Origin of the sequence: Pasteurella canis (genome assembly GCF_020810675.1) — a bacterium.
Taxonomy (GTDB): Bacteria; Pseudomonadota; Gammaproteobacteria; order Enterobacterales; family Pasteurellaceae; genus Pasteurella; species Pasteurella canis.
This window is the reverse complement of sequence record NZ_CP085871.1, coordinates 249,597-276,045: the sequence shown is the minus strand read 5'-3', so window position 1 is coordinate 276,045 and position 26,449 is coordinate 249,597. Positions and strand designations below refer to the sequence as shown.

Here is a 26,449-nt window from a genome sequence, read left to right as displayed (position 1 = left end):
TTATCTTGCTAACAAAATTATTCACTTTTATAAAATTGTAATAGGAAATACAAATGGGAACGCCACAAATTTTAATTGTTGAAGACGAAGCAATCACAAGAAATACATTAAAAAGTATTTTTGAAGCTGAGGGTTATGAAGTATTTGAGGCGGCAGATGGTGCACAGATGCACCGTATTCTGTCTAATAAAGTCATTAATCTTGTTATCATGGATATTAACTTACCAGGTAAAAATGGTTTAATGCTAGCTCGTGAATTACGTGAAACTACAAATACTGCATTAATGTTCTTAACTGGACGCGATAACGAAGTTGATAAAATTCTCGGTTTAGAAATTGGTGCCGATGACTATATCACTAAACCATTTAATCCTAGAGAACTCACAATTCGTGCAAGGAATTTACTACAACGTACTATGCCAGACAGTAGTAAAGAAGTAACACAAACAATTGAACAATATCGTTTCAATGGTTGGACACTTGATCTCAATAGCCGCGCATTAATTAACCCTGAAGGGGAAGAATATAAATTGCCTCGTAGTGAATTTCGTGCAATGTTACATTTTTGTGAAAACCCAGGCAAAATTCAAACACGTGAAGAATTACTGAAAAAAATGACTGGACGTGAATTAAAGCCACAAGATCGTACAGTTGATGTTACTATTCGCCGTATCCGAAAACATTTTGAAGATCATCCAAATACACCTGAAATCATTACTACTATTCATGGTGAAGGATATCGCTTTTGTGGTGATTTAGAGTAAATAGAAGCTAAAAGTAAAATAAAGCCTGTCAGACTTTAAATATCTAACAGGCTTTTTCTTCTATTACTTCATCATTATTATGTTAATTAATCAGATAAAATTCCCAAGCTTTCCCAAATTTGATCGACACGTTTTACCACTTCAGGATCTTTCTTAATAGGAACTCCCCACTCTCGTTGTGTTTCACCAGCCCATTTATTTGTTGCATCAATCCCCATTTTGGAACCCAACCCTGCCACTGGAGAGGCAAAATCAAGGTAATCAATCGGTGTATTTTCGACTAATGTCAAATCACGAGCAGGATCACAGCGCGTTGTAATTGCCCAAATCACATCTTTCCAATCACGTGCATTGACATCATCATCACAGACAATCACAAATTTAGTATACATGAATTGTCTTAAAAACGACCAAACTCCCATCATTACACGTTTCGCATGCCCTGCATATTGTTTCTTGATTGTTACGACTGCCAAACGATAAGAGCACCCTTCAGGCGGTAAATAAAAATCAACGATTTCAGGAAATTGTTTTTGTAAAATAGGAATAAACACTTCGTTTAGTGCTTCTCCCAAAACTGCTGGTTCATCAGGTGGACGCCCTGTGTAAGTAGAATGATAAATTGGATTTTTACGCATCGTAATATGGGTAACAGTAAAGACGGGGAAATATTCTTGTTCATTATAATAGCCAGTATGATCACCATAGGGGCCTTCAAGAGCGGTTTCATTTGGATCAATATAACCTTCTAAAACAATTTCTGCGCTCGCAGGTACTTCCAAATCATTACTAATTGACTTTACAACTGATGTTTTTGTGCCACGCAATAATCCAGCAAAGGCATATTCTGATAAAGTATCAGGTACTGGCGTTACAGCTCCCAAAATTGTAGCAGGATCGGCACCTAATGCGACAGATACTGGGAAAGGTTCATTTGGACGTATTTCTTTCCATTCTTGAAAATCTAATGCACCTCCTCGGTGAGAAAGCCAACGCATGATTAATTTGTTTTTAGCAATTAATTGTTGCCGATAAATACCTAAATTTTGCCGTTTTTTCAGTGGGCCTTTGGTGATCGTTAATCCCCATGTAACTAAAGGTGCTATATCATCTTTCCAACATTGCATAATCGGTAATCTATATAAATCGACATCATCACCTTTAAATACAACTTGTTGACAATCAGCTTTACCTAATACTTTAGTCGGCATATTCAACACTTGTTTAAACTGGGGTAGATTGGACAAAAAATCCTTAAACCCTTTTGGTGGTTCAGGTTCTTTCAAAAAAGCGAGTAACTTACCAACATCACGTAATGCAGTAACATCCTCTTGTCCCATCCCCATTGCAACACGTTTTGGGGTACCAAATAAATTACATAAAACAGGAATATCAAACCCTTTTGGATTCTCAAATAACAATGCAGGTCCCCCCACACGTAAAGTGCGGTCAGAAATTTCCGTCATTTCTAAGTAGGGATCAACTTCTTGTTTGATACGTTTCAGTTCACCACGTTGCTCAAGTAGATCCAAAAAATCACGTAAATCTTTATATTTCATGTTTATTACCTTTTTATTTCAAAATATTGCAAAACATACCGCACTTTTAATAAGCTATATACAAAATAAAGTGTGATAATACTTGAACACCCACACGTATTGCTGGTTTGTAACATCTATTTATTAATGCTAGTTATATTATATCAATCCATCTAATTTTGCTATCTACACAAAGTTTAGGTAGAATTTGCCAATTAATATTGAATAAGCGGATAACCATGACAAAGAAAAAAGCCAAAGTAGCGTCAAATACGATTGCACTGAATAAACGTGCAAGACATGACTACTTTATTGAAGATGAAATTGAAGCAGGACTTTCATTACAAGGCTGGGAAGTCAAGTCAATGCGTGCGGGTAAAGCGAATATCAGCGACAGCTATATTATTTTCAAAAATGGGGAGGCCTATTTATTTGGTGCAACTATTCAACCATTAAGCCTTGCCTCTACACATATTGTGTGTGACCCAACTCGAACTCGCAAACTACTACTAAATCAAAAAGAATTAGCCTCCTTATTTGGTAAGGCAAATCGAGATGGCTATACTATCGTTGCACTTTCTCTTTATTGGAAAGGCGCTTGGGCAAAAATAAAAATTGGTTTAGCTAAAGGAAAAAAACAACATGATAAACGCGAAGACATCAAAGAACGAGAATGGAAAGTCACAAAAGATCGGATAATGAAGAATGCTCGCCTTGGTTAAATCATAACAATTAAAAAGTCTTGCCACTATATACAAGGCTTTTTTATATATTAGTAGATTATTATTCAACACCAACCATGACAGAAGTCGCTTTGATAACTGCATAAGCCTCTTTACCAACCTCGAGTTGTAATTCTTGTGCAGCAGCAAGAGAAATTGTCGATGTAATAATATTACCTGCACCAATATCAATACTCACGACAGCATTTACTGCTCCTTTTTCTAAGCTAACAACTTTACCTTTAAATTGGTTTCTCGCACTGATTTTCATTATACATTTCCTCTTTAATTAATAAGTGAATAAAAGTCAATAAAAAAGCCTATTGATGATAATTGGTAATAAAAACTAAACAATCATTCTCTTTAAACTTTTTTGAATAAAATTAAGGCCCTAAATCCAGTAATATCTCCTTGAATATTTTTCACATTTTCTAAACGAACCTGATAATGGTGTAATGCAGCAATACGATATACAATAGAGAGTCCCAGTCCACTCCCTTTTTCATTTTGTCCTGCAGGGCGATAAAAGCGCTGCCCTAATTTCTCTAAGTCAGTTTCTTTGACGCCTTCTCCATTATCCTCAACTAATAAGTTCTCTCGTTGTAAAATCACTTTAACTGTACTGCCATTTGGACAATATTTAATGGCATTATCGATCAAATTACGCAACATCAAAGATAATAATAGGGGCTGTCCTTGCGTAGAGTCAGGCTTAGACATAAGTTCAAATTGTAAGTCAATTTGACGTTTTTGTGCAGCAAAATACCGCTCTCCTATCAATGAGGTTATTAATGCCTGCCAATCTATATTTTCAACATTTTCTAACTCATTTAGACTATCTAAACGAGAAAGTGTGAGTAGCTGATCAATCAGCTGACTTGCACGATCAATACCTTTAGTCAGATTCTCTAGTGCCTCTTGCCGCAATGCTGCATCATCCCCAACCATCTGCGCTACTTCAGTTTGAATCCGTAAGGCAGCCAAAGGGCTTCTTAATTCATGTGCGGCATCAGAAGTAAATTGTCGTTCACGCAATAACATTGTCGCAGTACGCTCAAAAAATTGGTTCAAATTCTGTACTAAAGGTAAAATTTCTTTTGGTAAATGAGCTGTTGTAATTAATGTATTATCATCTGGACTACGTTGTTCGAGTTGTTCACTAACTCGCTTTACACTTTGTAGCTCACGAGTGACGACCCAAACAATAATTCCTAACAAGAGAGGCAAACTTGCAAACCAAATCCACATTTGGCTAAAAACCATCTTATTAATTAAGTCATTACGATAATCAAGCTCTTGACCTACCGCAATCACTAAACGTCCATTATTAACTGGTAACCAAAAGATGCGCCATTTATCATCATCCCCTAAAATATGACTGATGGAAAAACCTTTTTTAGATGTAAAAATGAAATTATCACCATTATGACCATCACTCAATAAGATGTTTCCATCTTGTGTAAAGATCGCAAAACCAAGTGCATCATCATCAAATCCGCCTTTTTTAAATTTTGTATGTTGATATTTTGATGATTTATTATCAACTAAGATATTACGTAAATTTGATGAAGCTAGACGCTGTGCAAATAACACTTGCTGTGCATCAAAAACCTCATTCACTTCATGACGAACTTGAAACCAAGCCATTGCTGTAGAAATTAGCCAAATCGTCAATGCGGTTAATGACAACACAAGAGTTAAACGAAAGCGTAAGCTTTTACTTGAGACCACTCTTTTTTTCCAGCGATTAGCGAGCCTCATCATTTTTCCCCAATGTATATCCTACACCATGTACTGTACGAATGAATTGTTTACCTAATTTTTGACGTAAATTATAGATATGAACTTCCAATGCATTACTGCTTACTTCATCATCCCATGTATATAATTTTTCTTCAATGAATGTACGAGCAAGAACACGTTCTTTATTCAGCATAAACAGCTCAAGTAACTTATATTCTCTAGTTGTCAGTGAGATTTCTTTATCTTTTAAAAATACTTTACGTTGGTTAGGATCAAATTTCACTAAACTGTGTTCAATCACAGGGTTAGTTTGTCCATAACGACGACGAATTAAAGCTTGTAAACGCGCAACTACCTCAGCCAAAGCAAAAGGCTTGCACAAATAATCATCCGCCCCACGCTGTAAACCTGTAATACGCTCATCTAGAGTATCACGAGCAGTCAAAATTAATACAGGCACATCGTATTTTTCTCTACGCCAACTTTGCAAAATATCTAGTCCATCCATTTTAGGTAACGTCAAATCAAGTACAACCGCATCATAAGGAGCTGTTTTCACAGCCTCTACGCCCATTTTACCATCTTTAAACCAGTCAACTGTGAAACCTGATTTAGTTAAACCAATCTGAAGCCCATTACCAATCAAAGTATCATCTTCTATTAATAAAATTCGCATATTTTACACCGCACTTTTAGAGCATTATTTAATTGTACACAAAGTAGACACAAATATCTCAATCTAATACAAAGCATAACAAATAAAACTGAAGAAATACTTAATAAAATCATAAAGTACTCTTTGTAGTATGCCTAGCACTATAACAGAGTCTCACCCCAATTAACCGTACTGAGTCAAACTTGTACACATTCTCGATATAAAAAATTAAAAAAATCTGTAAGAAAAAGATGATCATCTCGACTAATACTCCAGAATAAGGAAATTCCATCAGAAAAATTAAAAAAGTTTGTAAGAAAAATCTTTTTCATTCGACTAATTTAACGCAAATGGATTTATGAGGACAAAATGGACAAACAGAGATGTTATTTTCAGGATATAAGCACAGGGATTGGCTTATTAGGTTTACGCTTATTTCTTGCTTGGGAGTTTTTTGAATCGGGTATGGAAAAGTTGAATGGAGAAAATTGGTTTATGGAAGTACAAGACAGTTTTCCATTCCCATTCAATTTACTCCCTGCAGATTTAAGTTGGTTGTTAGCCATGGGAGCAGAATTGTTATTGCCAGTTTTGCTTATTCTAGGGTTATCAACGCGTTTTAGCGCTTTAAGTTTAGCAATTTTAACTGTCGTTGCATGGTATACCGTCCATGCAGATGCAGGTTATAACGTGTGTAATAATGGCTACAAAATGGCATTAATTTATTTAGTGGCATTACTACCATTACTTACACAAGGAGCAGGGATGCTTTCTTTAGATTCTCTCTTACAGAGAAAATTTTCAGCCATAAAATGGTTGAAGTTTATTTAATCATTTAGTTCAACATATCACATATTAATTAATAGGAGATTAAGCATGAAAAAATTAGCAACTTTAGCAGCATTAGCAAGCGCATTAACAATGGCCGTATCTGCACCAGTAAATGCTGAAACAAAAATGGCAGATAATGCTGAACAATGCGTAGAAGGCAAATGCATGAAAACTAAAGTAGGCGAAGGCAAATGTGGTGAAGGGAAATGTGGTGCACATGACCATAAAAAAGCAAAAGCTGGCGAAGGGAAATGTGGTGAAGGCAAATGTGGCGCTCATGATCACAAAAAAGCAAAAGCGGGCGAAGGGAAGTGTGGCGAAGGTAAATGCGGTTCTAAATAATACTATTTTGCTGGTGTAATGTTTTTACACCAGCTCTATATAAATATTAATGGAGTTAATACAATGTTAAAAGGTGCTGGATTAGGCTATCGTCGTGATTTAGCCGATGATTTTTTATCACTTCCAACAGAAAATGTCATCCAATTTATGGAAGTGGCTCCCGAGAACTGGATAAAAATGGGAGGCGCTGCACGATATAAATTTGATCAAGCCGCTGAACGTTTTCCGTTAGCTGTACATGGTCTATCACTTTCTCTAGGCGGTCAAGCTCCTTTAGATAAACAATTATTAAAAGGCATCAAAACATTAATGACTCAATATAATTCAGTCTTTTTTTCTGAACATCTGAGTTATTGCGAATGCGAAGGTCATCTTTATGATTTATTACCAATGCCATTCACAGATGAAGCCGTTAAACACGTTGCAAAACGTATTCAAGATGTACAAGATTTTTTAGGGTTACGTATTTCACTTGAAAATACATCTTATTACTTACATTCACCAACTAGTACAATGAATGAAGTTGAATTCTTAAATGCAATTGCTCAAGAGGCAGACTGTGGAATTCACTTGGATGTGAATAATATTTATGTCAATGGTGTCAATCATGGTTTACTTGACCCTTATGTTTTTCTAGATAAAGTTGATGTCCATCGTGTAAATTATATTCACATTGCAGGTCACGATGAAGAACATGCTGCTGCTAAACCAATCCAAGAAACAGAGGAATCATTTAATAAAGTAAAAGGTGAATATCGTCATTTACCTGAGCTATTAGTAGATACGCACGGTGAAGCAGTTAAAGGAAGTGTCTGGGATTTACTTGAATACACTTATCAGCGCTTACCTCAAATTCCACCAACATTATTAGAGCGTGATTTTAATTTTCCACCATTTGCTGAATTATATGCAGAAGTCGAACATATTGCCAAATTACAGCAAAAATATTCTAAACCAATGCAGGAAAATCGTTATGCAGCCTAAATCAACGCTTATCGAAACCCAAAATGCTTTGGCGCAAGCTGTTCGTTTAGGTAATGCAGCCCCCCTTAATAATTATGCACCAAATCGTTTAGCTATTTATGCACGTTTAGTACGTAACAATACATTTAGTTTTATTGACCGTTGTTTTGTCGAAGCCCCTCGCTATATTTCAAAAGAAACTTGGCAAGAAATAAAAGAAACCTTTATTAGGGAAGGTAAGGCACATTCTCCTTATTTTCAGGATATTGCAAGTGAATTTCTTACGTTTTGTCAAGAAAGGCAAGTATTTGATAAGAATATTCTTTCCTTAATGGATTTTGAAAACACGCAACTTATTGCTGAAGTTTCAACTGCTACTGTGCCAGAGACTTTTGTATGGGATACAAATACTGAAATGGGATTATCAAAAGTAGCCTTTCTGAAAAACTATGATGTAGATTTTTTATCTAGTGATTTTATCAGTTTTAAGGAAAAGCCTAGCCAACTATTAGTGTGGCGAGATAGTAATTTCATAGTAAATCAACAACTGCTATCAGAGCTTGACTTCTGGTTGCTTACTTACCTTTCAGAACAACCTACATCCTTAAAAAAGCTATTAAATGAATTAAATACAATTATTGATAATAGTGAGTCATTGAAACCTTTATTAGAACAAGCTTGGATTAAATGGGTAAATGCAGAAGTAATTTATCCAATGGAAGGGTAAATTCAGCTAAGGCTGATTTTAAAAGGATTTAAATTCAAGTGCGGTAAAAGTTTCTAAAATTTTTACCGCACTTTTTATTTTGAATATGGATTATTTATTCTTTACGTTATCTGGTTTTGTAGCAAAATCTTTCATCATTTTGCTTAAACTTTCACAGTTCTTACCAAAATTATCACATCGTGGACACATTAAACGATGTAGACGTACTCCGACGCTTTCTGCAAATGAGAGTGGTCTTTCATGAGATTCTGAAATTAATTTAGTGACTTTAAAACAATATTTCATTTATCTCTCCCCCATTTTTGTTGTCAAACAATGTTGTAATTGCAAACGAGCTCGATAGAGCAAAACATGTAAATTCGATACTGTGATTTGCTCTGATGAACAAATATCATCTGTTGTACATTCTAAATATTCGCGCATCATAAATACTTTAGCTTGTACAGCAGGTAAACGAGTTAAACAAATTTCAAATAATACCCAAAATTGTTCTGAATAAACTGTATTTTCATCATCCTGTAAGCGTGATGGGGAATATTCTTTTTTCCAACGACCACTTTCAAAAAAACTATTTTCGTCTTCATCATTGACCAAATCGCTTTCTACAACAAAGCGGTTATTCACACGTAAATAATCAATAATTTTATTTTTTAAAATAGCAAAAATCCATGTTTTTAACGCAGATTGACGCTTAAAACTCTCGATATTTTTCAATGCACTCACGAATGTCTCTTGTACAAGATCTTCAGCTAAAATGGGATCTTTTATCTGCAACTCTGCAAACTTCAACATTTGTCCACGGATTTTTTCAAGCTCTTCCGATGAAATATTTTGCATATTTGTATCCACTCTTTATTCAATTTATGTCATTTTATCAAATTTTCCCTATGTCATAAACTCGTTTATTACTCAACTCATATTGATAAAAATCTATGCATTTAGACTAGATAAGTTTATATAATCAGCAAATTAGTAATATAGCTTACTAATAAAAATTAGAATAATTTAAATGCTAACTTTTAGTCTCCTCTAGCAACATCAGTAAAAAATATTCTCATCTACTAAACAATATTCTCTCTCATTGACTTCTTCATTTCTATACGCCCACATTTAATTAAACGTTTAATTATTTTTAATTCCCTAGCAAAATGGTAATTATTATATTATTTTGGTTACCATTATGGTTACTAAAATCTGTGATTAAAGCCGTTGGGGTGTGAGGGGATATGATAAGAAAAAAGCCCGTAAACATTGATTTTACAGGCTTTTTCTAAGATTTTCGTTCAGTTATGTTTAGCTACGAAACGTTAAATGGTGCTCTGGGCGAGACTTGAACTCGCACGTCCTATGGACACTACCCCCTCAAGATAGCGTGTCTACCAATTCCACCACCAGAGCAGATTTAAATTTCTAACTTATTGAGGAATATCACTATTCTTATTTTCAACTGCTGGTATCTCTAATTTTTGCTGCTGCTGAATTTGTTCTGCAGTTGAAGATAAATCATCAAATTTACCTTGTGTTACATTATGACGATGTGAATTGATATTACCAATCATAATACTAATAACAAAGAATACAGTTGCTAAAATTGCTGTCATTTTAGAGAGAAAATTGCCAGAGCCAGCTGAACCAAAGATTGTACCAGAAGCGCCACCACCAAAAGATGCACCTGCATCTGCGCCTTTACCTTGTTGAAGTAAAATCAGAACAATTACAGCAAGTGAAATTAATCCATAACTAATTAATAGTGCTTGATACATTATACTCTTCTCTACATTCGCAAATTAGCATTGAAAATAACGTGCGGATATTAACGGACATCTATGAATTTTGCAAGTTTTTTCATAAAAATAGATATTATTTGATGGTATTTCACTCAACGAGTTCTTTTTTCTCTTTTTTAACCGAATTTTTTTGCTTTTTAGGAATATTTTGATAAGTCTTTTGAGTAATCTGGCTTAATTGACGTAACGCATCAAAATTAACATGTTGTATTAATTCAGGCAAAGAACGGATTAATACTGACATAAATTGCTGATAGCTCATTTCTTTTTGGCTAATACTTGTTAACTGAGATTCCCAATGTGCAGTCATATCAGGCTGTGTTGCAATTTCAGGTAAAGCCGCAATCAAAATCCGACCTGTTTCTGTGCTATGAATATTACGCCCTTTTTTATATAAAAAACCTCGCTTAAATAACAGCTCAATAATACCAGCTCGTGTTGCTTCTGTACCGAGTCCATCTGTTTCACGTAAAATTTTTTTCAATTCTTTATCTTGAACAAAACGCGCAATACCAGTCATGGCAGACAATAATGTTGCATCAGTAAAAGGTTTTGGTGGTTGTGTTTTTTTACATACAATTTCACCTTGTTTACAAAACAGAATCTGTCCTTTTTTAACTATTGGCAATAAAGGTTCTTGTTGCTCATCCTGATCTTCTTTTCCCCAAAGTTGTTTCCAACCTGCAACTTGTAAATTTCGGGCTTGAGCAATAAATATTCCACCTGCAATATTAAGCGTAATTTTGCTTTTACGATATTCCGCATCTGGACAAAATTGCATTAAATATTGACGTGCAATTAAATGATAAATTTGCCACTCTTGTTGTGTTAATGTGACCGATTTATTTTTTGCTGTTGGAATAATCGCATGATGAGCCTCCACTTTTTTATCATTCCAACAACGATTTTTTTGTTCAGGTTGAACAATATCTGGTAATAATTGATATTCATTAACATGCGTTGAAATAGCTTTTAATACGTTCAAGCGTTCAGCAAAATGTTCCTCAGGTAAATAGCGACAATCTGAACGAGGGTAAGTAATTAAACGATGTGTTTCATATAAGCGTTGGCAAATATCGAGTACTTCTTGAGCAGACAAGCCATAACGCTTAGCTACATCAATTTGCAAAGCAGACAAAGAATAAGGGAGAGGCGCTGTTTCTTTTTCACACTTATCCACATATTCCACCACTTCGGCTGGCTGCTCAGTAATGCGTTTCACTACATTTTCTGCCAATCCTAATGACAACACTCGCCCATCTTCATCTTGATAATTTTCACAGGCTTTGCTTGGTTGCCATAAGGCTTTAAATATAGGAATATTTTCTTGTTCTTGCTTAGAAAGTGCGGTCACTTTTTCAGGTGTTTCAGGCTGAATGTGCGCTAACACCTCATAAAAATCTTTAGGTTGAAAATTTTCAATTTCCAGATCACGCCGCACAATCAATCCCAACACAGGTGTTTGTACACGACCTACAGAAAGCACACCATTATAACCTGCTTGTCGACCGCGAATCGTATAAGCCCTAGTCATATTAATACCATATAGCCAATCTGCTCGAGCACGAGCTAATGCGGAAGTCGCGAGAGGGATAAAATTGCGATTTGATTGCAATTTATTGATGGCTTTTCCTACTGCACTTGGATTCAAATCACTAATTAAGCAGCGTTGAATTTGATTCAATTTATCCGCACTTAATTGTGCATAACTAAAGACCTCATCTACTAGTAACTGTCCCTCGCGATCAGGGTCACCCGCATTAATTAATAGATCTGCCTGATGGATAAGTTTTTCTACGATTTTGAGTTGTTTATATACTGCTTTACGTGGAATAAGTCGCCATTTTTCAGGGATAATTGGCAAATGCTCTAAGCGCCATTGTTTAAAGCGAGGATCGTAGGTATCAGGTTCTGCTTGCTCTAATAAGTGTCCCACACACCAGGTGACATAATCTTCATTCCCGCATTTAATGAAGCCTTCATTACGCTGATGCGGTGTTGGTAGCACATCAGCAATAGCTCTTGCGAGGCTTGGTTTTTCTGCGATGAAAAGTCTCATTATCTGCTCTTACCCAAGTTGACGACGCCCTAAAAAAGAATGGGTTAAAGTAGTTCCATCGACCATCTCTAATTCACCACCAACAGGAATACCATGTGCAATACGCGTGACTTTAATATTTTGTTGTACACACAGATCTGCGATGTAATTAGCAGTAGCATCTCCCTCAACAGTTGGATTAGTGGCTAAAATGACCTCATGAAAACTTTCCTCTTGCAAACGCTTTTGCAATATATGCAACCCGATTTCTTTAGGACCGATACCATCAAGAGGAGATAAATGCCCCATTAATACAAAATAACGCCCTGAAAATTGTCCCGTTTGCTCAATTGCTTGGATATCAGAGGGTTGCTCAACTACACAAAGTAACCCTGAATGTTGACGACGGGGGTTATTACAAATAGTACAAATATCTTCCTCAGTAAAAGTACGACAATGAGAACAATGACCAATTTTAGACATTGCTTCTGTTAATGCTCGTGCTAAATCTATACCACCATTACGATTACGCTGTAAAAGATGATAGGCCATACGCTGAGCAGATTTTGGTCCAATACCAGGAAGACAGCGTAAACTTTCAATAAGATGCTCGAGTAATGGGCTTGTTTGCATTGTTTTTTCTCTTAATTAAGATTTAGAAGAGTTCATCTTAGAGGAAACTATTTTTCTTTGCTCATCAAAGAAAATAAGTAAAACATCCTCTGTAATTAAGCAAATCGTTATTATATAAAGAGCTTTTTATAAAAAACTGACCTTGCTCATTTATGTTATATTTATAAACAATTGTCTTGAAAAACAGACCACTGTAAGAATAATGAAAAATTTAAATTATCAATAATAATATTGTTAAAATAGTGATAAAAAACAGACCGCACTTTCAAAAGTGCGGTCAAGCTTAACAGACATTCTTATAGTTGATTAAGACTCAATATATTTTGTTGTTTCTAATGATTACCTAATGAAAATACTTTTAATATAAAAAACTTCTGTAAGGCAAAATCAGCAATTGACTCAAAATATGTTTTACTGTCTTTCTACAAGAACAAAAAAATAACAAATTAAAATGGCATTTTAAAGCCAGGAGGCAATTGCATTCCTGCTGTCACCGATGCCATTTTTTCTTTTTGTAACTCTTCCGCACGACGAACTGCATCGTTAAAGGCTGCTGCAATCAAATCCTCTAACATTTCTTTATCGTCTTCCATTAAAGAAGGGTCAATTTCCACACGACGACAATTATGTGCACCATTAATCGTGATCTTAACTAGACCTGCACCAGATTCGCCAGTTACTTCCAGCTGAGCAATCTCTTCTTGCATTTTTTGCATACGATCTTGCATTTGTTGGGCTTGTTTCATTAAGTTACCTAAACCGCCTTTTCCAAACATAATTTTTTCCATTTGTTAATTAAAAAAGTGGTTGGCATTTTAACTAAAAATTACTACGTTGAAAATAAATAAACGTGATCTAGGCTGAAAATTCAACTTTTTCCTATTGAGAGTGACTTTTTTCCGTATTATTATGTTTTAACAATTTCGTAACGAAACCCTACCGCACTTTACCCTAATGCGGCTTCCCTTAACAGATAAAATAAACCCAACGAGGTAACCTATGTCTAACTTTCTACAATCCTATCAACAACATATTGATGAACGTGCGGCATTAGGCATTGTGCCGAAACCTTTAAATGCAGAACAAACAGCACAACTTATTGAATTATTAAAAAATCCCCCTAAAGATAAAGACGATTATTTACTGAATTTATTTGAAACTCGTATTCCTGCAGGAGTTGATGAGGCCGCTTATGTAAAAGCATCCTTCCTTGCTGCTATTGCTAAAAGAGAGAGCACTTCTCCATTGATTTGTCCTAAAAAAGCTGTCGAATTACTTGGCACAATGCAAGGTGGTTATAATATAGAACCTTTATTACACGCCTTAGATGATGAAGAACTTGCTCCTATTGCTGCGAAAGCATTGTCATTTACATTACTCATGTTCGATAATTTTCATGATGTTGCCGAAAAAGCTAAAAAAGGAAATCACTATGCCCAACAAGTTCTACAATCTTGGGCTGATGCAGAATGGTATTTATCCCGTCCAAAATTAAGCGATAAAATTACAGTAACCGTATTTAAAGTTACAGGGGAAACAAATACTGATGATCTCTCACCAGCACAAGACGCATGGTCTCGTCCAGATATCCCATTACATGCGCTTGCCATGCTAAAAAATCCACGTGATGGAATTGAACCAGATGATGCTGGTAATGTAGGTCCGATTAAACAACTTGAAAAATTAAAAGAAAAAGGGTTCCCATTAGCTTACGTTGGCGATGTAGTAGGAACAGGCTCTTCACGTAAATCAGCAACAAACTCTGTGCTCTGGTTTATGGGAGAAGATATTCCATATATTCCAAATAAACGAGCAGGGGGAGTTGTTCTTGGTGGAAAAATTGCACCTATATTTTTCAATACTATGGAGGATGCAGGTTCATTACCAATCGAAGTAGATGTCAGTTTGCTGAATATGGGCGATGTTATTGATATTTATCCATACGAGGGAAAAATCTGTCGACATAATACAGATGAGGTATTAGCGGAGTTTACTTTAAAAACTAATGTTTTATTGGATGAAGTTCGTGCAGGTGGTCGTATTCCATTAATTATTGGGCGAGGTTTAACACATAAAGCACGTTGTGAACTCGGATTAGCAGAAACAGATATTTTCGCTAAACCACAAAGTACATTAACGAGTGATAAGGGCTTTACACTCGCACAAAAAATGGTTGGTCGAGCTTGTGGTGTAGAAGGTATTCGCCCTGGACAATATTGTGAACCACGTATGACATCTGTTGGTTCACAAGATACGACAGGACCAATGACACGTGATGAATTAAAAGATCTCGCATGTTTAGGTTTTTCTTCTGATCTTGTGATGCAATCCTTCTGTCATACTGCGGCTTATCCAAAACCAGTTGATGTCGTAACGCACCATACGTTACCAGATTTTATCATGAACCGAGGGGGTGTCTCATTACGTCCTGGAGATGGTGTTATTCACTCATGGTTAAACCGTATGCTTTTACCTGATACAGTGGGTACAGGAGGCGATTCACATACTCGCTTCCCTATTGGTATTTCTTTTCCTGCTGGCTCTGGCTTAGTTGCTTTTGCCGCGGCAACTGGCGTGATGCCTTTAGATATGCCTGAATCCGTATTAGTTCGTTTTAAAGGCGAAATGCAACCAGGCATCACTTTACGCGACTTAGTCCATGCTATTCCTTACTATGCTATTAAACAAGGGCTGCTTACTGTTGAGAAAAAAGCGAAGAAAAATATTTTTTCTGGCAAAATTTTAGAAATTGAAGGATTAGAAAACCTAAAAGTTGAGCAAGCTTTTGAGCTTTCTGATGCATCTGCTGAACGTTCAGCAGCAGCTTGTACCATTAAACTTGCGAAAGAACCTATTATTGAATACTTACAATCTAATATTGTGTTACTGAAATATATGATTTCTGAAGGTTATGGTGATGCACGTACTTTAGAACGCCGTATCAACGCAATGGAACAGTGGCTGGCTAACCCAGAATTGCTAGAAGCCGATAAAGATGCCGAATACGCAGCAGTGATTGAAATCGATTTAGCAGATATTAAAGAGCCAATTTTATGCGCACCTAATGATCCTGATGATGCACGTTTATTATCTGAAGTACAAGGTGATAAAATTGATGAAGTCTTTATTGGTTCATGTATGACTAATATTGGTCACTTCCGTGCTGCAGGTAAATTATTATCAAAATTCAAAGAGATGATTCCTACTCGCTTATGGATAGCCCCTCCTACCAAAATGGATGCAGCATTACTCAGCGAAGAAGGATATTACAGTATTTACGGCAAAAGCGGGGCAAGAATTGAAGTACCAGGTTGTTCGTTATGTATGGGTAACCAGGCACGTGTTGCTAATAATGCGACTGTCGTATCTACTTCGACCCGTAACTTTCCAAACCGTTTAGGCCAAGGAGCAAATGTTTATCTCGCCTCAGCTGAACTAGCAGCAGTATCAGCTATCTTGGGTAAACTACCAACATTAGAGGAATATCTGTCTTTCGCTGCTGATTTGCAACAAGACAAAGACGATACTTATCGCTACATGAATTTTGATAAGATTAATAGTTATATGCAAAAAGCTAATAACGTTATCTTTCAAAGTGCGGTATAATTTACACACTTTTGGTAAAAATAAATTAAACAAAAGGGGAACGATGTTCCCCTGTTTATTTTCAATTTAAAATATCTTTCATTCATAGGTAAATATCTTGGAATTACGTCACTATATTACGTTTTTTGCTGCAGTACTTATCCTCCAATTATTTATTTTCATATTTAATCGTACATTAAACTGGCTTTTCGCATCAAAGTTAACAAGTAAAAAACGTAAGATCTTATTTATAAACAATTATTTAATTGCTAATTTTCTGATTTTACTCACGATATTTCGTATTTTCCCTTTATTCCGCCTAAGTGCTTTTCTTTTAGCATTTTTATTATTTGCATCATTCGTTAGTTTAGGCTGTTTACTCTGCCATTTTATTCTTAAACCTTATATCCCATTAGCCAAATTACATAAAATATTACGTATTACATATCCTATTGCACTTTCAGGCTTACTTGGAATAAGTATTTATAACGCCTATACTCCAACAGTAATTCATTATGAAATCACACTCGACAAACCTATTAAACCAATGCGAATTGGCATGGCAAGTGATTTACATTTAGGGATTTTATTTGGTCGTCGCCAATTAGATAAACTTGCTGAATTAATGACTCAGAATAAGGTCGATATCATCCTCATGCCTGGGGATATTATGGACGATAATACCGAGGCTTATGTAACTGAAAATATGCGACCTCACTTAGCAAAACTTACTGCACCATTAGGTGTTTATGCGACATTAGGTAATCATGATTTTTTTGGTCATCAACAAGCAATCAAGCAAGAATTAGAACTTGCAGGTATTGAAGTTTTATTCGATCAAACCAAAGTAATTAATAATACTTTTGTCTTAGTTGGACGTAATGATGATTTATTAAGAACTCGTCCAAGTGCGGAACAACTTTTAGATAAAGTAGATACAAGACTTCCTATTATTTTGCTTGATCACCGTCCAACTGAAATAGAAAAACATGCAAAATTACCTATTGATATTCAAATATCTGGACATGCTCACAAAGGTCAGATTTTTCCAGCTAACTTGATTACCAATCTACTCTACCCTTTAGATTACGGTTATGAGAAAATAGGCAACGGACATTTCTTCGTCACCTCTGGTTATGGTTTCTGGGGGATACCAATGCGTTTAGGTTCTCAATCTGAAATCGTTATCATTGATGTTAAGTAACAATTGAAAAAGGAATTCTTAAAATGAAGACATCTTCAAAATTAACCGCACTTGGCTTAACACTTCTATCTTTCTTCTCTCACAATGCTATTGCCGAAAAAAAATTGACAGTATATTGTAGTGTTCAACATGCTACTTGCGAGAAAATAGTACAAAGGTTTAGTGAAAACTATAATATAAACGCTCAATTTGTTCGTAACAGTACTGGGGCGACATTAGCTAAACTCATTGCCGAAAAAAATAATCCACAAGCAGACATTTGGTATGGCGGTACCATTGAACATCACTTTCAAGCGGGTGATTTAGGGTTATTAGCGCCTTATCGTTCTCCACGCCAAGCTGAAATTATGCCTCAATTTAAGACATTAATAGACAAACATGGCGAGCTAACTTCAATCGTTTATCTTTTAGTACTTGGTTTTGGCGTGAATACAGAAAAACTAAAACAACTAGGTATCACTGAACCACCAAAATGTTGGTCAGATCTCCTTGATCCTCGCTTACAAGGCTATGTTCAAATGCCAGATCCTCAAATTTCAGGTACAACTTATACTGCCATTGCGACATTAATGGAATTATGGGGGGAACAAAAAGCATTTGAGTATCTCAAAAAATTAAATGCCAACGTATCTGAATACGTAAAGAGTGCTTTAGTCACAACAAATCTTTCACGTGGCGAATCTGCTGTTGCTGTGGGATTTATCCATAGCTATGCTACTGAAAAAGAAAAAGGAGCGCCAGTTGAAAGCATTTTACCTTGTGAGGGTGATGGTTATTCCTTAGGTGGGATGAGTATTATCAAAAATGCACGTAATTTAGATAATGCTAAATTATTTGCCGATTGGGCATTAAGTAAAGAAGCTCAAGAACTTGTCTGGCGAGAAACTAAGGTTTATCAAATTCCAACGAATATTCATGCAGAGGCATCTCCTCAGTCAGTTAGTCCAAAACACTTGAAATTAATCAGCTATGATTTCGATCGTTTTGGTAAGAGTTTAGAAGGAAAACGTTTGACTGACAAATGGCTTAAAGAAGTAAAACTAGCCAAATAACAGGGTAAAAAGAAATAGGCAGCGAATATACGCTGCCTATTTTTATAACAATAACCAATACACTAAGCATTTTCAATACCAAAGGCAATCACATCTTTGATTGTTTGTGCTTGCAATGCGATCATCAATAATCTATCTACACCCAAAGCTACACCAGAACAATTTGGTACACCTGCTTGTAATGCAGCTAATAATCGTTTATCAATTGCGCGTTGCGGTAATCCTATTTTTTGTCGTTGTACGTTGTCTTGTTCAAATCGGCGAAGTTGTTCATTTACATCGGTTAGCTCATGAAACCCATTAGCTAACTCTAAGCCTTGATAATAGAATTCAAAGCGTTCTGCAACACGATGATCTTCAGAACTAATTTGTGCTAATGCAGCCTGTGTTGCAGGGAAATGATAAACAGCGATGGGATGTTCTTTACCGATATTAGGTTCAACTATCGTGCTAAACAAGAACTGTAACAATGTATCTCTATCTTCTTCCTCTGCACTCAATAAATTATATTCTTTAGCCTTAGCAATTAATTCTTCTCTATCCACAGAAAGAGGATCTAAACCAACATATTCTTGAAAAACGAATTGGTAACTTAAACCCTCTGTTGGAGGGCAATCTAAAATCTGCTGTAATAAGTCATCAACTTCATTGATTAAACGGTACATATCAAAATGAGGACGATACCATTCCAGCATTGTAAACTCGGGATTATGATGTCGTCCTGACTCTTCATTTCTAAATACATGGCAAAGCTGGAAAATAGGTCCGCTCCCTGCTGCCAATAAACGCTTCATATGATATTCAGGACTCGTCGAAAGCCATAATTTTTTTGATTGTTCTGCGAAAGGTGAATTAAATTCTGTATCAAAAGTAGATAAATGGACATCTGTTACACCAAACTCGCTTAATATTGGGGTTTCAACTTCAAGCAAGCCACGGTCCGTAAAGAAACGTCGAATTTCAGCAATGATTTTTGCACGTGCAAGTAAATTTTTAATTGAAGCAGTAGGCTGCCAATTTTCAGATTCAAACATAAACTTTATCCACAATATAAATTGAATAGCTTATTCTAACGAGCTAGCTTATTTATTTCAAATTAAGCTATCAGTAAAATAATATTCTCATTTTGCTTAATTTCTCTAGATTTGCCTAAATATGCAAATTAGATATTAAATGAACTAATTAATGCAAAAATTTTCTTATACATTTGTTAAACGCTGTTTATAGGGAAAATGCCTCATCCTCCCCCTATATAATCTCCAATATGGACTACAAAATTAATTGTCATGATAATCTAGTGATAGAATTTTTCAGTTGATTAAAATAAGTCTTTTCTTATTCGCAGTTGCCTACGAGGGGGACCGAAGGGCAAGAAATATCTCTTGTATAGGTTAGTTACTATACCGAAAATATATTCGATTTGGTTTTAAATAATTTGAGCCTTGTGGACTACAAGGCTCAACATATAAACTAAATTAGCTATTTAATTTTCAGGAAACAACATAGCATAGATTTCAAATAACTACCTAATACTCGCCACAACCTCTCGAGTTAAACGGCCTATTTCATTCCAATTTTGAGCTTTAATTAATGTACTTTCTACAAACCATGAACCACCACAAGCAATAACATTCGGAATTGATAAATAGTCCTGCAAGTTATTTAAATTAATCCCACCAGTTGGCATTATCTGGAGCATACTATACGGACCTAATAATGCTTTAATCATCCCTACACCGCCAGAAGCTTGGGCTGGAAAGAATTTAACTGTATCAATACCCATTGCTAATACCGCTTCAATTGCCATAGGGTTATTCACACCAGGTATAATTGGTAAATCTAAGTTCTGGCAAAGCTGTACAATTTTCGGATTAAAACCTGGAGTTACAATACAATCAACACCAGCCTTTTTGGCCTGTACAACTTGTTCTGTAGTCAAAACTGTTCCCGCAGCAATCAATATATCAGGTTTCCTCTCCCTCAATAGTTGAATCGCTTGCACGGCAGCTGTAGAGCGAAAAGTAATTTCAACAACAGGCAAGCCATTATTTACTAATGTTTCAGCTAAAGGAATAATATCTTCAGCCTGTTCTAAAGCAATGACAGGAATGATACGTAACTGGCGTAATTTTTCTATTAATTGCACATGGTTATAACGCATCTTATCTCCTTACGATCAAGCATTTTGTTCAAAAGTACGAATTTTTGTAAAGGCATCCGTTAAGTCAGAAGCGAAATTAATTCTTTGAATCTCCGTGACTGTATTAGATTTTACAATCATACGTAATGGTTGGAATTGCATATTACACATATAAAGTTGTTGATGTGGTAACATATGTTGTACAAATCGAGTTAACGCATGAATTCCACCAGAATCCAACACTGTCACCGCATCACATTGCAACACTATATGGCGAATTTCATGATCAGTATGTACTGTTTTATCATGTAAATCAGCAAATAAATTATCTGCAGCAGCAAAAAAGAGCGGTCCACTGATACGATAAACTAATACATCATTTAAATCTTCTGGATGTGTTATTTCTATCGACTTCGTCATTTCAGCAATAGTACGAATAAATAATAAACTCGCTAATAACACACCTACAGTAATCGCAATAACCATATCAAAAATCACAGTGAGCACTAAGCAAGTCAATAAAACTGCAATTTCATTGCGCCCTGAACGACGAACTAATTGAATAATCTGCTGCACATTGGCCATATTCCATGCTACTACTAATAACAGAGCTGCCATAGAAGATAAAGGTAAATAAGACAATGCCTTAGCGAAAAAGAGTAATGCGAATAAGACCATCAATGCATGCACAATACTTGCAATTGGTGAGACCGCGCCTGCTTTGACATTAGCAACGGAACGTGCGATCGCAGCAGTCGCAGTAATACCACCTAAAAATGGCGCAGTAATATTGCCTAGACCTTGTGCTAATAATTCATCATTGGAGTGGTGCTTCGTATCTGTCATATTGTCTAAAATGACAGCACACAATAAGGATTCAATCGCACCTAATACAGCCATTGAAAACGCAGCAGGTAGCAATGCTTGTATCGTATCCAAATTCCACTCAATTAGCTTGCCTTGTGCATTGGGAATCGACCAAGGTAGAATGAATTCAGGTAGTGTATTTGGAATCCCAAATCCCATAGAACCATCAGGCAAAGTATATTGGAAGGCCGATCCAATCGTCGCTACATCATAATCGAAAGAAATAAAGATCAAAGATAAAAAAGTCGCTAAAATGACCGCAGGTAAATGCCCAGGAATGGGTAAACGAAGCTTATGCCACTGTGTTAACACAAATAAAGTGAGTACACCAACTGTAGCATCTGCCCAATTGATAGTAGGCAAAGCCATCACTAGTGTTTGTACTTTTTCAATATAATGTGCTGGCATTTCATCAATAGCTAGACCAAGAAAATCTTTAATCTGCAATGTCGCAATCACAATCCCAATGCCACAAGTAAAACCTAAGGTCACAGGCAATGGGATGTATTCAATTAAACGCCCTAGCCGAAACAACGCCATCAAGACTAAAATAATACCAGACAACAATGTCGCCATTAATAATCCAGAAAGACCAAATTGTTGAGTCACTGGATACAAAATAACAACAAATGCGGCTGTTGGTCCTGAAACATTAAAACGGGAACCGCCAGTTAATGCAATAAGCATACCTGCGACAATTGCAGTATATAATCCATGTTGTGGCGCTACCCCACTTGCAATTGCTAATGCCATAGATAATGGAATAGCAATTACTCCCACAGTTAATCCTGCGATAATATCCTTAATTAGAGATTGACGAGTATAACCAACACGAAAACTATCTTTTAATGCACTAAAAGGCTTAACTGCCAAAAAGACATTTTTGCTGAGAAACCATTTCTTCAACATATCACATAAGACCTGAAACTAAGAAAATAAGATTGCTTATTTTATCGCAAATCGTGGATAACTTTCATGCGTTAACGCAAAAAATACTTGACTAAATTACGTTAAATTTTTATAGTGCACAGCCTATTCAGAATGGTGAGATGTCCGAGTGGTTGAAGGAGCACGCCTGGAAAGCGTGTATGTGCGAAAGTGCATCGAGGGTTCGAATCCCTCTCTCACCGCCATTTCAAGTTTAAAAAACATCCAAAATAGACCGCACTTAAACTCATTTAACGTGATGCTAAATGCCCATACCGATACTGAACTCCAACGAAAAATAATAAGCTAATAATAGCTAAACTCGCACCAACAAAGCCAATGTTTGGTAAGCCTAGATATAGCATAACTTGATTACCAAGTAATGCACCACTACCAATACCTATATTATAAATACCAGAATAAATAGCCATAGCAACATCAGTCGCATCAGGTGCTAAATGTAGAACACGAATTTGCAAACCTAATCCGATCCCAGAAATACCAATCCCCCACAGGAATATCAGTAAAAACATAGTCCAGTTATAGTGGCTCGATAATAGCAAAAAGAGTAATGTCATACTCAGAATAACAATAGAAGTCAGAATAAAACGTATAGGTCCAGTATTATAATAACGATTAAACAACAAACTTGCTGTAATACCAGATAAACCAAAAACAAATAACATCATTGTTGTCATAGTATTACTCATATGACTAATTTCTAACATGAAGGGCTCAATATAACTGTATGCTGTAAAATGAGCAGTAATCACTAGCGCAGTTAATAGATATAGCCCCACAAGCAATGGTCGTTTAAATAAACTAGGGATACTACTTAATGAGCCTGCATTTTTACTTGGTAAATAAGGAAGTAAGAGATAAAACAAAACTAAAATGATTGTTGCTATTAAAGCAATAATACCAAATGTAGCACGCCAACCGAATAACTGCCCAATTATTCTCCCTAATGGTAATCCTAGGATCATCGCGAGTGAACAACCAATAGCAATTAATCCTATTGCTTGTGCTTTTTTATCTTTCGGTGCAACTCGAATCGCCAAAGAAGCAGTAATTGCCCAAAATACAGAATGTGCTATTGCTACGCCTGCTCTTGCTATAACTAATATCCAAAAATTCCATGCAATTACTGATAAAATATGACTAATAATAAATAAAATAAGTAACTTAATTAATAAACTTTTTCGCTCTAATTTTACTGTTAATAACATAAAAGGCAAAGACATTAACGAAACAATCCAAGCATAAACAGTAATAATTAAACCTGTTTGAGAAACAGGAATAGCAAAACTTTGTGCAATATCAGATAGTAAAGCAACAGGAATAAACTCTGTGGTATTAAAAATAAATCCTGCAAAAGCTAAACTGAGCACCCGAGCGAATTGGCGACGACGTACCGCTTGAAATGGCAACATAAATTACTTAAATTTTTCTTTGAGTAGATCTTTTAACTGATGACGTAAATGCTGATTAAATTCCACTTTGTATTGTGGTGAATAGCAGTGGTCAAAAAAACGAATTGGCAGTTTAAATTGCTGATATTGCGGATAAGTCAATCCTAAATTTAATACTATTTCACATTGCATATTGGTTAAATTAATATCTCCTTTTCCTTCTACAGCTAACTTATCACTAATAAATGTGAATTGCTTTAATAATAACTGTCTTGTATCCCAGCTAAAACGTGAACGTAAATTCTGAAAAGAGGTAGTTAACGCTTTCTCTTTTAAACGCTGTTCGTCATAGTTAATCGGTAAATATCTTGCGACTAAAGCAAGTAAATTAATCCCTTTAAATTGTCCTTCTGGAATATCCATTTCTATATGTCCAGACTGAACTTTATTATTTTGCAAAATGACTTCACCAGAAGCATCCATATAACCTGTAAATAATTGAGGTAAACTAAGCACATTTTTCCATGATGCTAATGCAATATTTTTACCTGTAAAAACGGCCTGCTGGTTTTCTCCAAGGTTTTTAATACTAAAGCTGACTTGTAACTCTGGGTGATTATCTAAATAAGCGACTTGGGAAGAAAACAATGAACTCTCTTTACTTTTCGAAAAAGTGGCATTAACAAAAGTAAAGTCCTCACCATTAATTTTGCAATAATCTAATACCACTTTAAACTCTGTTTCAGACAATTGCTGAATAACACCTTTTTGCACAGATATTTGTAACTGTTTTGTATTAAATAAAATAGGGTGCTCAAAAGTTATTTTTAAATGAGTATTCGCGAAACGAATTTGTTTCTCATCAATAAAAAATTCACCAATAACTTCACCATTCACATTTTTTAAATCTGGCTCAACTTGTCCTGAATACCAAAACTGTGCTTGTTGAAAAGTAAATTGCTTTAGACTTTTTTGAGGATTCAATAAGGCAGTAACATCAAGTTCTAAATTTATTTTCTCTGCAAAAATAGACCGCTCTTTCTGCCCATACCATTTAACGTTTGTTAATTCAAAGTAAGGTTGAGGGTAAAAATTAAGAGATAACTGATTAAAAGAGATATGACTATTATTTAAAGATTGAGCGAATATTGTTTTGACATGATTAATTTGCCAATACAAAGCGAGTAAAATCGCCAAGATTATTACAATACAACTCATGGCGATCTTCTTCCACATTTTATTTATCCTCGTTGATACGACTGGCTATTGCGCTTTGTTGGTTTTTATACTTTGCATTCTTACGGCTACTATAAGGGCGTGCTGCTGTACCACTTAAAATTTCGAAGCTTAACGCACCAATCACCATATTAGGACGTAACGCAAGTGGTAACTTACCCGAATTAAAAAATTCCAACACAATTTTACCTTCCCAACCTGGATCAATACGGTGTGCAGTGACATGAACCATCAATCCCAAACGTGCAAGTGAAGATCGACCATCTAACCAACCAATAATATTGGCAGGTAGTTTGACTGATTCTAATGTTGTAGCAAGTGCCAACTCACCTGGATGTAAGAAAAAAGCCTCATCATCAGCAATAATAATTTCCTCACTCATAACAGATTCAAGTTGTGCAGATACTTCTTCTTTTGGACCACTTAAATCGATATAAGGTGCTGAATGTTCTCGAAAAACACGAAAAGAATTACCTAAACGAACATCAATCGTTGCACCATTAATTTTTTCATTACTTGGGCGAGGATCTAGCGCAATAATACCATCATCTAAATAACGTTCGATATCAGTATCACATAATCTCATTATAAGCTCCTTTTCAAACTAACGTTTTCCCAAAAGCTGTCGAATCTGGGCTTTTAGCATATTAATTGCAATCCTATTTTTCCCTCCACGAGGTATAACAATATCAGCATATTGCTTAGATGGCTCAATAAATTGTAAAAACATAGGACGCACAGTTTTACGGTATTGTTCTACAACAGATTCCAAACTTCTACCACGCTCTTTCATATCACGTTGTAAACGACGAATAAAACAAATATCTAGTGGTGTATCTACAAAAACAGAAACACTCACTTCATCCCGTACTTTTTCATCAGTTAGTAATAAAATGCCTTCTAATATAATCACTTTCTTAGGTTCAAAATGGATGATTTTATCAGTTCGAGTATGTTCAACGTAGCTATAAACAGGAATGTCAACGGGTTGGCCAGATTTGAGGGTTTTAAGATGTTCAATTAATAAACTTCGATCCATCGAATTGGGGTGATCATAATTGGTTTTAATCCGTTCTTCCATACCTAAATGGCTTTGATCTTTATAATATGAATCCTCTGAAATAATACCAATTTCTTCGCAACCTAACTCATCACAAAGCTCTCGATGAACAGTTGAGGCAATTAAACTTTTTCCAGAAGCTGAGGCTCCAGCAATTGCAATAATAATACAAGATGATGTTGATGAGTTTAACATAATAAGTAACCTAAAAGAGCTGTTGAAT

Annotated in this window: 26 protein-coding genes and 2 tRNA genes; 10 read left to right on the top strand and 18 right to left on the bottom strand. The window is 35.6% G+C overall.

The genetic code is table 11. The annotated features are described in order from the left end of the window. The first annotated feature begins 53 nt into the window (after positions 1-53). Entirely contained in the window at positions 54-764 is a 711-nt protein-coding gene (arcA, locus tag K7G93_RS01310) for a two-component system response regulator ArcA (RefSeq protein WP_226690292.1), read from the top strand. A gap of 86 nt (positions 765-850) precedes the next feature. Here arcA and ubiD read toward each other — a convergent pair whose 3' ends face one another. Next, positions 851-2,323, bottom strand: coding sequence for a 4-hydroxy-3-polyprenylbenzoate decarboxylase (ubiD, locus tag K7G93_RS01305; RefSeq protein ID WP_224046090.1), 1,473 nt, complete (start codon positions 2,321-2,323; stop codon positions 851-853). Positions 2,324-2,541: 218 nt separating this feature from the next. Between ubiD and smpB the strand changes: the two genes are divergently transcribed. Then, positions 2,542-3,024 (top strand): SsrA-binding protein SmpB, encoded by a 483-nt coding sequence (smpB, locus tag K7G93_RS01300; protein ID WP_049216363.1) that lies wholly within the window; start codon positions 2,542-2,544, stop codon positions 3,022-3,024. A gap of 61 nt (positions 3,025-3,085) precedes the next feature. On the opposite strand, the gene K7G93_RS01295 is transcribed toward smpB, so the two are convergent. The 3 genes from K7G93_RS01295 to K7G93_RS01285 all read right to left on the bottom strand — a co-directional run bounded on the left by K7G93_RS01295 (position 3,086) and on the right by K7G93_RS01285 (position 5,443). Next, positions 3,086-3,295 (bottom strand): TOBE domain-containing protein, encoded by a 210-nt coding sequence (locus tag K7G93_RS01295; RefSeq protein WP_115322431.1) that lies wholly within the window; start codon positions 3,293-3,295, stop codon positions 3,086-3,088. A 92-nt stretch (positions 3,296-3,387) separates the two neighbouring features. Beyond that, positions 3,388-4,788 carry a quorum sensing histidine kinase QseC gene (gene qseC / locus K7G93_RS01290; protein ID WP_373316102.1) on the bottom strand — a complete coding sequence of 467 codons (1,401 nt, stop codon included), beginning with the start codon at positions 4,786-4,788 and terminating at the stop codon, positions 3,388-3,390. Further along, a complete protein-coding gene (locus K7G93_RS01285) occupies positions 4,772-5,443 on the bottom strand; it encodes a response regulator (protein ID WP_115322429.1) in 672 nt (223 codons plus the stop codon). The genes qseC and K7G93_RS01285 overlap by 17 nt, the downstream gene beginning before the upstream one ends. Before the next feature lie 348 nt (positions 5,444-5,791). Between K7G93_RS01285 and K7G93_RS01280 the strand changes: the two genes are divergently transcribed. The 4 genes from K7G93_RS01280 to K7G93_RS01265 all read left to right on the top strand — a co-directional run bounded on the left by K7G93_RS01280 (position 5,792) and on the right by K7G93_RS01265 (position 8,285). Then, positions 5,792-6,253: an HvfX family Cu-binding RiPP maturation protein gene (locus K7G93_RS01280; protein WP_049216367.1), complete on the top strand. Its 462-nt coding sequence runs from the start codon at positions 5,792-5,794 to the stop codon at positions 6,251-6,253. Between the two features lie 45 nt (positions 6,254-6,298). Then, entirely contained in the window at positions 6,299-6,595 is a 297-nt protein-coding gene (gene hvfA, locus K7G93_RS01275) for an oxazolone/thioamide-modified RiPP metallophore HvfA (RefSeq protein ID WP_160531439.1), read from the top strand. A gap of 63 nt (positions 6,596-6,658) precedes the next feature. Further along, positions 6,659-7,579, top strand: a complete 921-nt coding sequence (locus tag K7G93_RS01270; protein WP_223668042.1) for an HvfB family MNIO-type RiPP peptide maturase — start codon at positions 6,659-6,661, stop codon at positions 7,577-7,579. Beyond that, positions 7,569-8,285 (top strand): HvfC family RiPP maturation protein, encoded by a 717-nt coding sequence (locus K7G93_RS01265; RefSeq protein ID WP_226690290.1) that lies wholly within the window; start codon positions 7,569-7,571, stop codon positions 8,283-8,285. Before K7G93_RS01270 ends, K7G93_RS01265 begins: the two co-directional genes overlap by 11 nt. Before the next feature lie 90 nt (positions 8,286-8,375). On the opposite strand, the gene K7G93_RS01260 is transcribed toward K7G93_RS01265, so the two are convergent. The 7 genes from K7G93_RS01260 to K7G93_RS01230 form a co-directional block, all read right to left on the bottom strand. After that, positions 8,376-8,570 carry an anti-sigma factor family protein gene (locus K7G93_RS01260; protein ID WP_049216370.1) on the bottom strand — a complete coding sequence of 65 codons (195 nt, stop codon included), beginning with the start codon at positions 8,568-8,570 and terminating at the stop codon, positions 8,376-8,378. Further along, positions 8,571-9,122: a sigma-70 family RNA polymerase sigma factor gene (locus K7G93_RS01255; RefSeq protein ID WP_049216371.1), complete on the bottom strand. Its 552-nt coding sequence runs from the start codon at positions 9,120-9,122 to the stop codon at positions 8,571-8,573. Positions 9,123-9,597: 475 nt separating this feature from the next. After that, positions 9,598-9,683: transfer RNA gene (locus tag K7G93_RS01250), tRNA-Leu, on the bottom strand. A 17-nt stretch (positions 9,684-9,700) separates the two neighbouring features. Next, the gene (gene secG / locus K7G93_RS01245) at positions 9,701-10,048 is read right to left on the bottom strand and encodes a preprotein translocase subunit SecG (RefSeq protein ID WP_049216372.1); all 348 of its coding nucleotides are present in this window, start codon (positions 10,046-10,048) and stop codon (positions 9,701-9,703) included. A 112-nt stretch (positions 10,049-10,160) separates the two neighbouring features. Next, positions 10,161-12,131, bottom strand: a complete 1,971-nt coding sequence (locus K7G93_RS01240) for a DNA topoisomerase III (RefSeq protein WP_226690289.1) — start codon at positions 12,129-12,131, stop codon at positions 10,161-10,163. 9 nt (positions 12,132-12,140) lie between these two features. Further along, positions 12,141-12,743: a recombination mediator RecR gene (gene recR / locus K7G93_RS01235; RefSeq protein WP_115322423.1), complete on the bottom strand. Its 603-nt coding sequence runs from the start codon at positions 12,741-12,743 to the stop codon at positions 12,141-12,143. A 446-nt stretch (positions 12,744-13,189) separates the two neighbouring features. Further along, positions 13,190-13,519: a YbaB/EbfC family nucleoid-associated protein gene (locus K7G93_RS01230; RefSeq protein ID WP_049216375.1), complete on the bottom strand. Its 330-nt coding sequence runs from the start codon at positions 13,517-13,519 to the stop codon at positions 13,190-13,192. 223 nt (positions 13,520-13,742) lie between these two features. On the opposite strand from K7G93_RS01230, the gene acnB reads away from it, so the two are divergent. From acnB to K7G93_RS01215, 3 genes are all read left to right on the top strand, one after another. Beyond that, positions 13,743-16,349 carry a bifunctional aconitate hydratase 2/2-methylisocitrate dehydratase gene (gene acnB, locus K7G93_RS01225; RefSeq protein ID WP_226690288.1) on the top strand — a complete coding sequence of 869 codons (2,607 nt, stop codon included), beginning with the start codon at positions 13,743-13,745 and terminating at the stop codon, positions 16,347-16,349. 97 nt (positions 16,350-16,446) lie between these two features. Beyond that, positions 16,447-17,532 carry a metallophosphoesterase gene (locus K7G93_RS01220; RefSeq protein WP_226690287.1) on the top strand — a complete coding sequence of 362 codons (1,086 nt, stop codon included), beginning with the start codon at positions 16,447-16,449 and terminating at the stop codon, positions 17,530-17,532. Positions 17,533-17,555: 23 nt separating this feature from the next. After that, positions 17,556-18,584, top strand: coding sequence for an ABC transporter substrate-binding protein (locus tag K7G93_RS01215; protein WP_226690286.1), 1,029 nt, complete (start codon positions 17,556-17,558; stop codon positions 18,582-18,584). 62 nt (positions 18,585-18,646) lie between these two features. Here the strand turns inward: K7G93_RS01215 and epmA are convergent, their stop codons facing one another. The 3 genes from epmA to dauA all read right to left on the bottom strand — a co-directional run bounded on the left by epmA (position 18,647) and on the right by dauA (position 22,500). Next, complete coding sequence (gene epmA / locus K7G93_RS01210; protein ID WP_226690285.1) at positions 18,647-19,618, bottom strand: elongation factor P--(R)-beta-lysine ligase; 972 nt, start codon at positions 19,616-19,618, stop codon at positions 18,647-18,649. Between the two features lie 488 nt (positions 19,619-20,106). Further along, positions 20,107-20,745: a bifunctional 4-hydroxy-2-oxoglutarate aldolase/2-dehydro-3-deoxy-phosphogluconate aldolase gene (locus tag K7G93_RS01205; RefSeq protein ID WP_226690284.1), complete on the bottom strand. Its 639-nt coding sequence runs from the start codon at positions 20,743-20,745 to the stop codon at positions 20,107-20,109. A gap of 15 nt (positions 20,746-20,760) precedes the next feature. Continuing rightward, positions 20,761-22,500 (bottom strand): C4-dicarboxylic acid transporter DauA, encoded by a 1,740-nt coding sequence (dauA, locus tag K7G93_RS01200; RefSeq protein WP_115322418.1) that lies wholly within the window; start codon positions 22,498-22,500, stop codon positions 20,761-20,763. A 134-nt stretch (positions 22,501-22,634) separates the two neighbouring features. Here dauA and K7G93_RS01195 point away from each other — a divergent pair. Continuing rightward, positions 22,635-22,724: transfer RNA gene (locus K7G93_RS01195), tRNA-Ser, on the top strand. A 45-nt stretch (positions 22,725-22,769) separates the two neighbouring features. Here K7G93_RS01195 and K7G93_RS01190 read toward each other — a convergent pair. The 4 genes from K7G93_RS01190 to udk are packed head-to-tail and all read right to left on the bottom strand — an operon-like array spanning position 22,770 to position 26,421. Beyond that, positions 22,770-23,951 (bottom strand): sugar transporter, encoded by a 1,182-nt coding sequence (locus tag K7G93_RS01190; protein ID WP_226690283.1) that lies wholly within the window; start codon positions 23,949-23,951, stop codon positions 22,770-22,772. Positions 23,952-23,954: 3 nt separating this feature from the next. Next, the gene (locus K7G93_RS01185) at positions 23,955-25,166 is read right to left on the bottom strand and encodes a hypothetical protein (protein ID WP_226690282.1); all 1,212 of its coding nucleotides are present in this window, start codon (positions 25,164-25,166) and stop codon (positions 23,955-23,957) included. 1 nt (position 25,167) lies between these two features. Then, positions 25,168-25,752 carry a dCTP deaminase gene (gene dcd, locus K7G93_RS01180; protein WP_049216384.1) on the bottom strand — a complete coding sequence of 195 codons (585 nt, stop codon included), beginning with the start codon at positions 25,750-25,752 and terminating at the stop codon, positions 25,168-25,170. An 18-nt stretch (positions 25,753-25,770) separates the two neighbouring features. Then, entirely contained in the window at positions 25,771-26,421 is a 651-nt protein-coding gene (gene udk, locus K7G93_RS01175; protein ID WP_226690281.1) for a uridine kinase, read from the bottom strand. Positions 26,422-26,449: the final 28 nt, after the last annotated feature.

What these genes read in the sequence shown, in the direction of transcription:
- K7G93_RS01215 (WP_226690286.1), top strand. Translation starts at nt 17,556, where the DNA reads ATGAAGACATCTTCAAAATTAACCGCACTTGGCTTAACACTTCTATCT.
- K7G93_RS01260 (WP_049216370.1), bottom strand. Translation starts at nt 8,570, where the DNA reads ATGAAATATTGTTTTAAAGTCACTAAATTAATTTCAGAATCTCATGAA.
- dauA (WP_115322418.1), bottom strand. Translation starts at nt 22,500, where the DNA reads ATGTTGAAGAAATGGTTTCTCAGCAAAAATGTCTTTTTGGCAGTTAAG.
- acnB (WP_226690288.1), top strand. Translation starts at nt 13,743, where the DNA reads ATGTCTAACTTTCTACAATCCTATCAACAACATATTGATGAACGTGCG.
- smpB (WP_049216363.1), top strand. Translation starts at nt 2,542, where the DNA reads ATGACAAAGAAAAAAGCCAAAGTAGCGTCAAATACGATTGCACTGAAT.
- K7G93_RS01230 (WP_049216375.1), bottom strand. Translation starts at nt 13,519, where the DNA reads ATGTTTGGAAAAGGCGGTTTAGGTAACTTAATGAAACAAGCCCAACAA.
- qseC (WP_373316102.1), bottom strand. Translation starts at nt 4,788, where the DNA reads ATGATGAGGCTCGCTAATCGCTGGAAAAAAAGAGTGGTCTCAAGTAAA.
- ubiD (WP_224046090.1), bottom strand. Translation starts at nt 2,323, where the DNA reads ATGAAATATAAAGATTTACGTGATTTTTTGGATCTACTTGAGCAACGT.
- secG (WP_049216372.1), bottom strand. Translation starts at nt 10,048, where the DNA reads ATGTATCAAGCACTATTAATTAGTTATGGATTAATTTCACTTGCTGTA.
- K7G93_RS01285 (WP_115322429.1), bottom strand. Translation starts at nt 5,443, where the DNA reads ATGCGAATTTTATTAATAGAAGATGATACTTTGATTGGTAATGGGCTT.
- K7G93_RS01295 (WP_115322431.1), bottom strand. Translation starts at nt 3,295, where the DNA reads ATGAAAATCAGTGCGAGAAACCAATTTAAAGGTAAAGTTGTTAGCTTA.
- K7G93_RS01240 (WP_226690289.1), bottom strand. Translation starts at nt 12,131, where the DNA reads ATGAGACTTTTCATCGCAGAAAAACCAAGCCTCGCAAGAGCTATTGCT.
- K7G93_RS01205 (WP_226690284.1), bottom strand. Translation starts at nt 20,745, where the DNA reads ATGCGTTATAACCATGTGCAATTAATAGAAAAATTACGCCAGTTACGT.
- dcd (WP_049216384.1), bottom strand. Translation starts at nt 25,752, where the DNA reads ATGAGATTATGTGATACTGATATCGAACGTTATTTAGATGATGGTATT.
- K7G93_RS01185 (WP_226690282.1), bottom strand. Translation starts at nt 25,166, where the DNA reads ATGTGGAAGAAGATCGCCATGAGTTGTATTGTAATAATCTTGGCGATT.
- K7G93_RS01190 (WP_226690283.1), bottom strand. Translation starts at nt 23,951, where the DNA reads ATGTTGCCATTTCAAGCGGTACGTCGTCGCCAATTCGCTCGGGTGCTC.
- hvfA (WP_160531439.1), top strand. Translation starts at nt 6,299, where the DNA reads ATGAAAAAATTAGCAACTTTAGCAGCATTAGCAAGCGCATTAACAATG.
- K7G93_RS01280 (WP_049216367.1), top strand. Translation starts at nt 5,792, where the DNA reads ATGGACAAACAGAGATGTTATTTTCAGGATATAAGCACAGGGATTGGC.
- K7G93_RS01255 (WP_049216371.1), bottom strand. Translation starts at nt 9,122, where the DNA reads ATGCAAAATATTTCATCGGAAGAGCTTGAAAAAATCCGTGGACAAATG.
- epmA (WP_226690285.1), bottom strand. Translation starts at nt 19,618, where the DNA reads ATGTTTGAATCTGAAAATTGGCAGCCTACTGCTTCAATTAAAAATTTA.
- K7G93_RS01270 (WP_223668042.1), top strand. Translation starts at nt 6,659, where the DNA reads ATGTTAAAAGGTGCTGGATTAGGCTATCGTCGTGATTTAGCCGATGAT.
- udk (WP_226690281.1), bottom strand. Translation starts at nt 26,421, where the DNA reads ATGTTAAACTCATCAACATCATCTTGTATTATTATTGCAATTGCTGGA.
- K7G93_RS01265 (WP_226690290.1), top strand. Translation starts at nt 7,569, where the DNA reads ATGCAGCCTAAATCAACGCTTATCGAAACCCAAAATGCTTTGGCGCAA.
- recR (WP_115322423.1), bottom strand. Translation starts at nt 12,743, where the DNA reads ATGCAAACAAGCCCATTACTCGAGCATCTTATTGAAAGTTTACGCTGT.
- arcA (WP_226690292.1), top strand. Translation starts at nt 54, where the DNA reads ATGGGAACGCCACAAATTTTAATTGTTGAAGACGAAGCAATCACAAGA.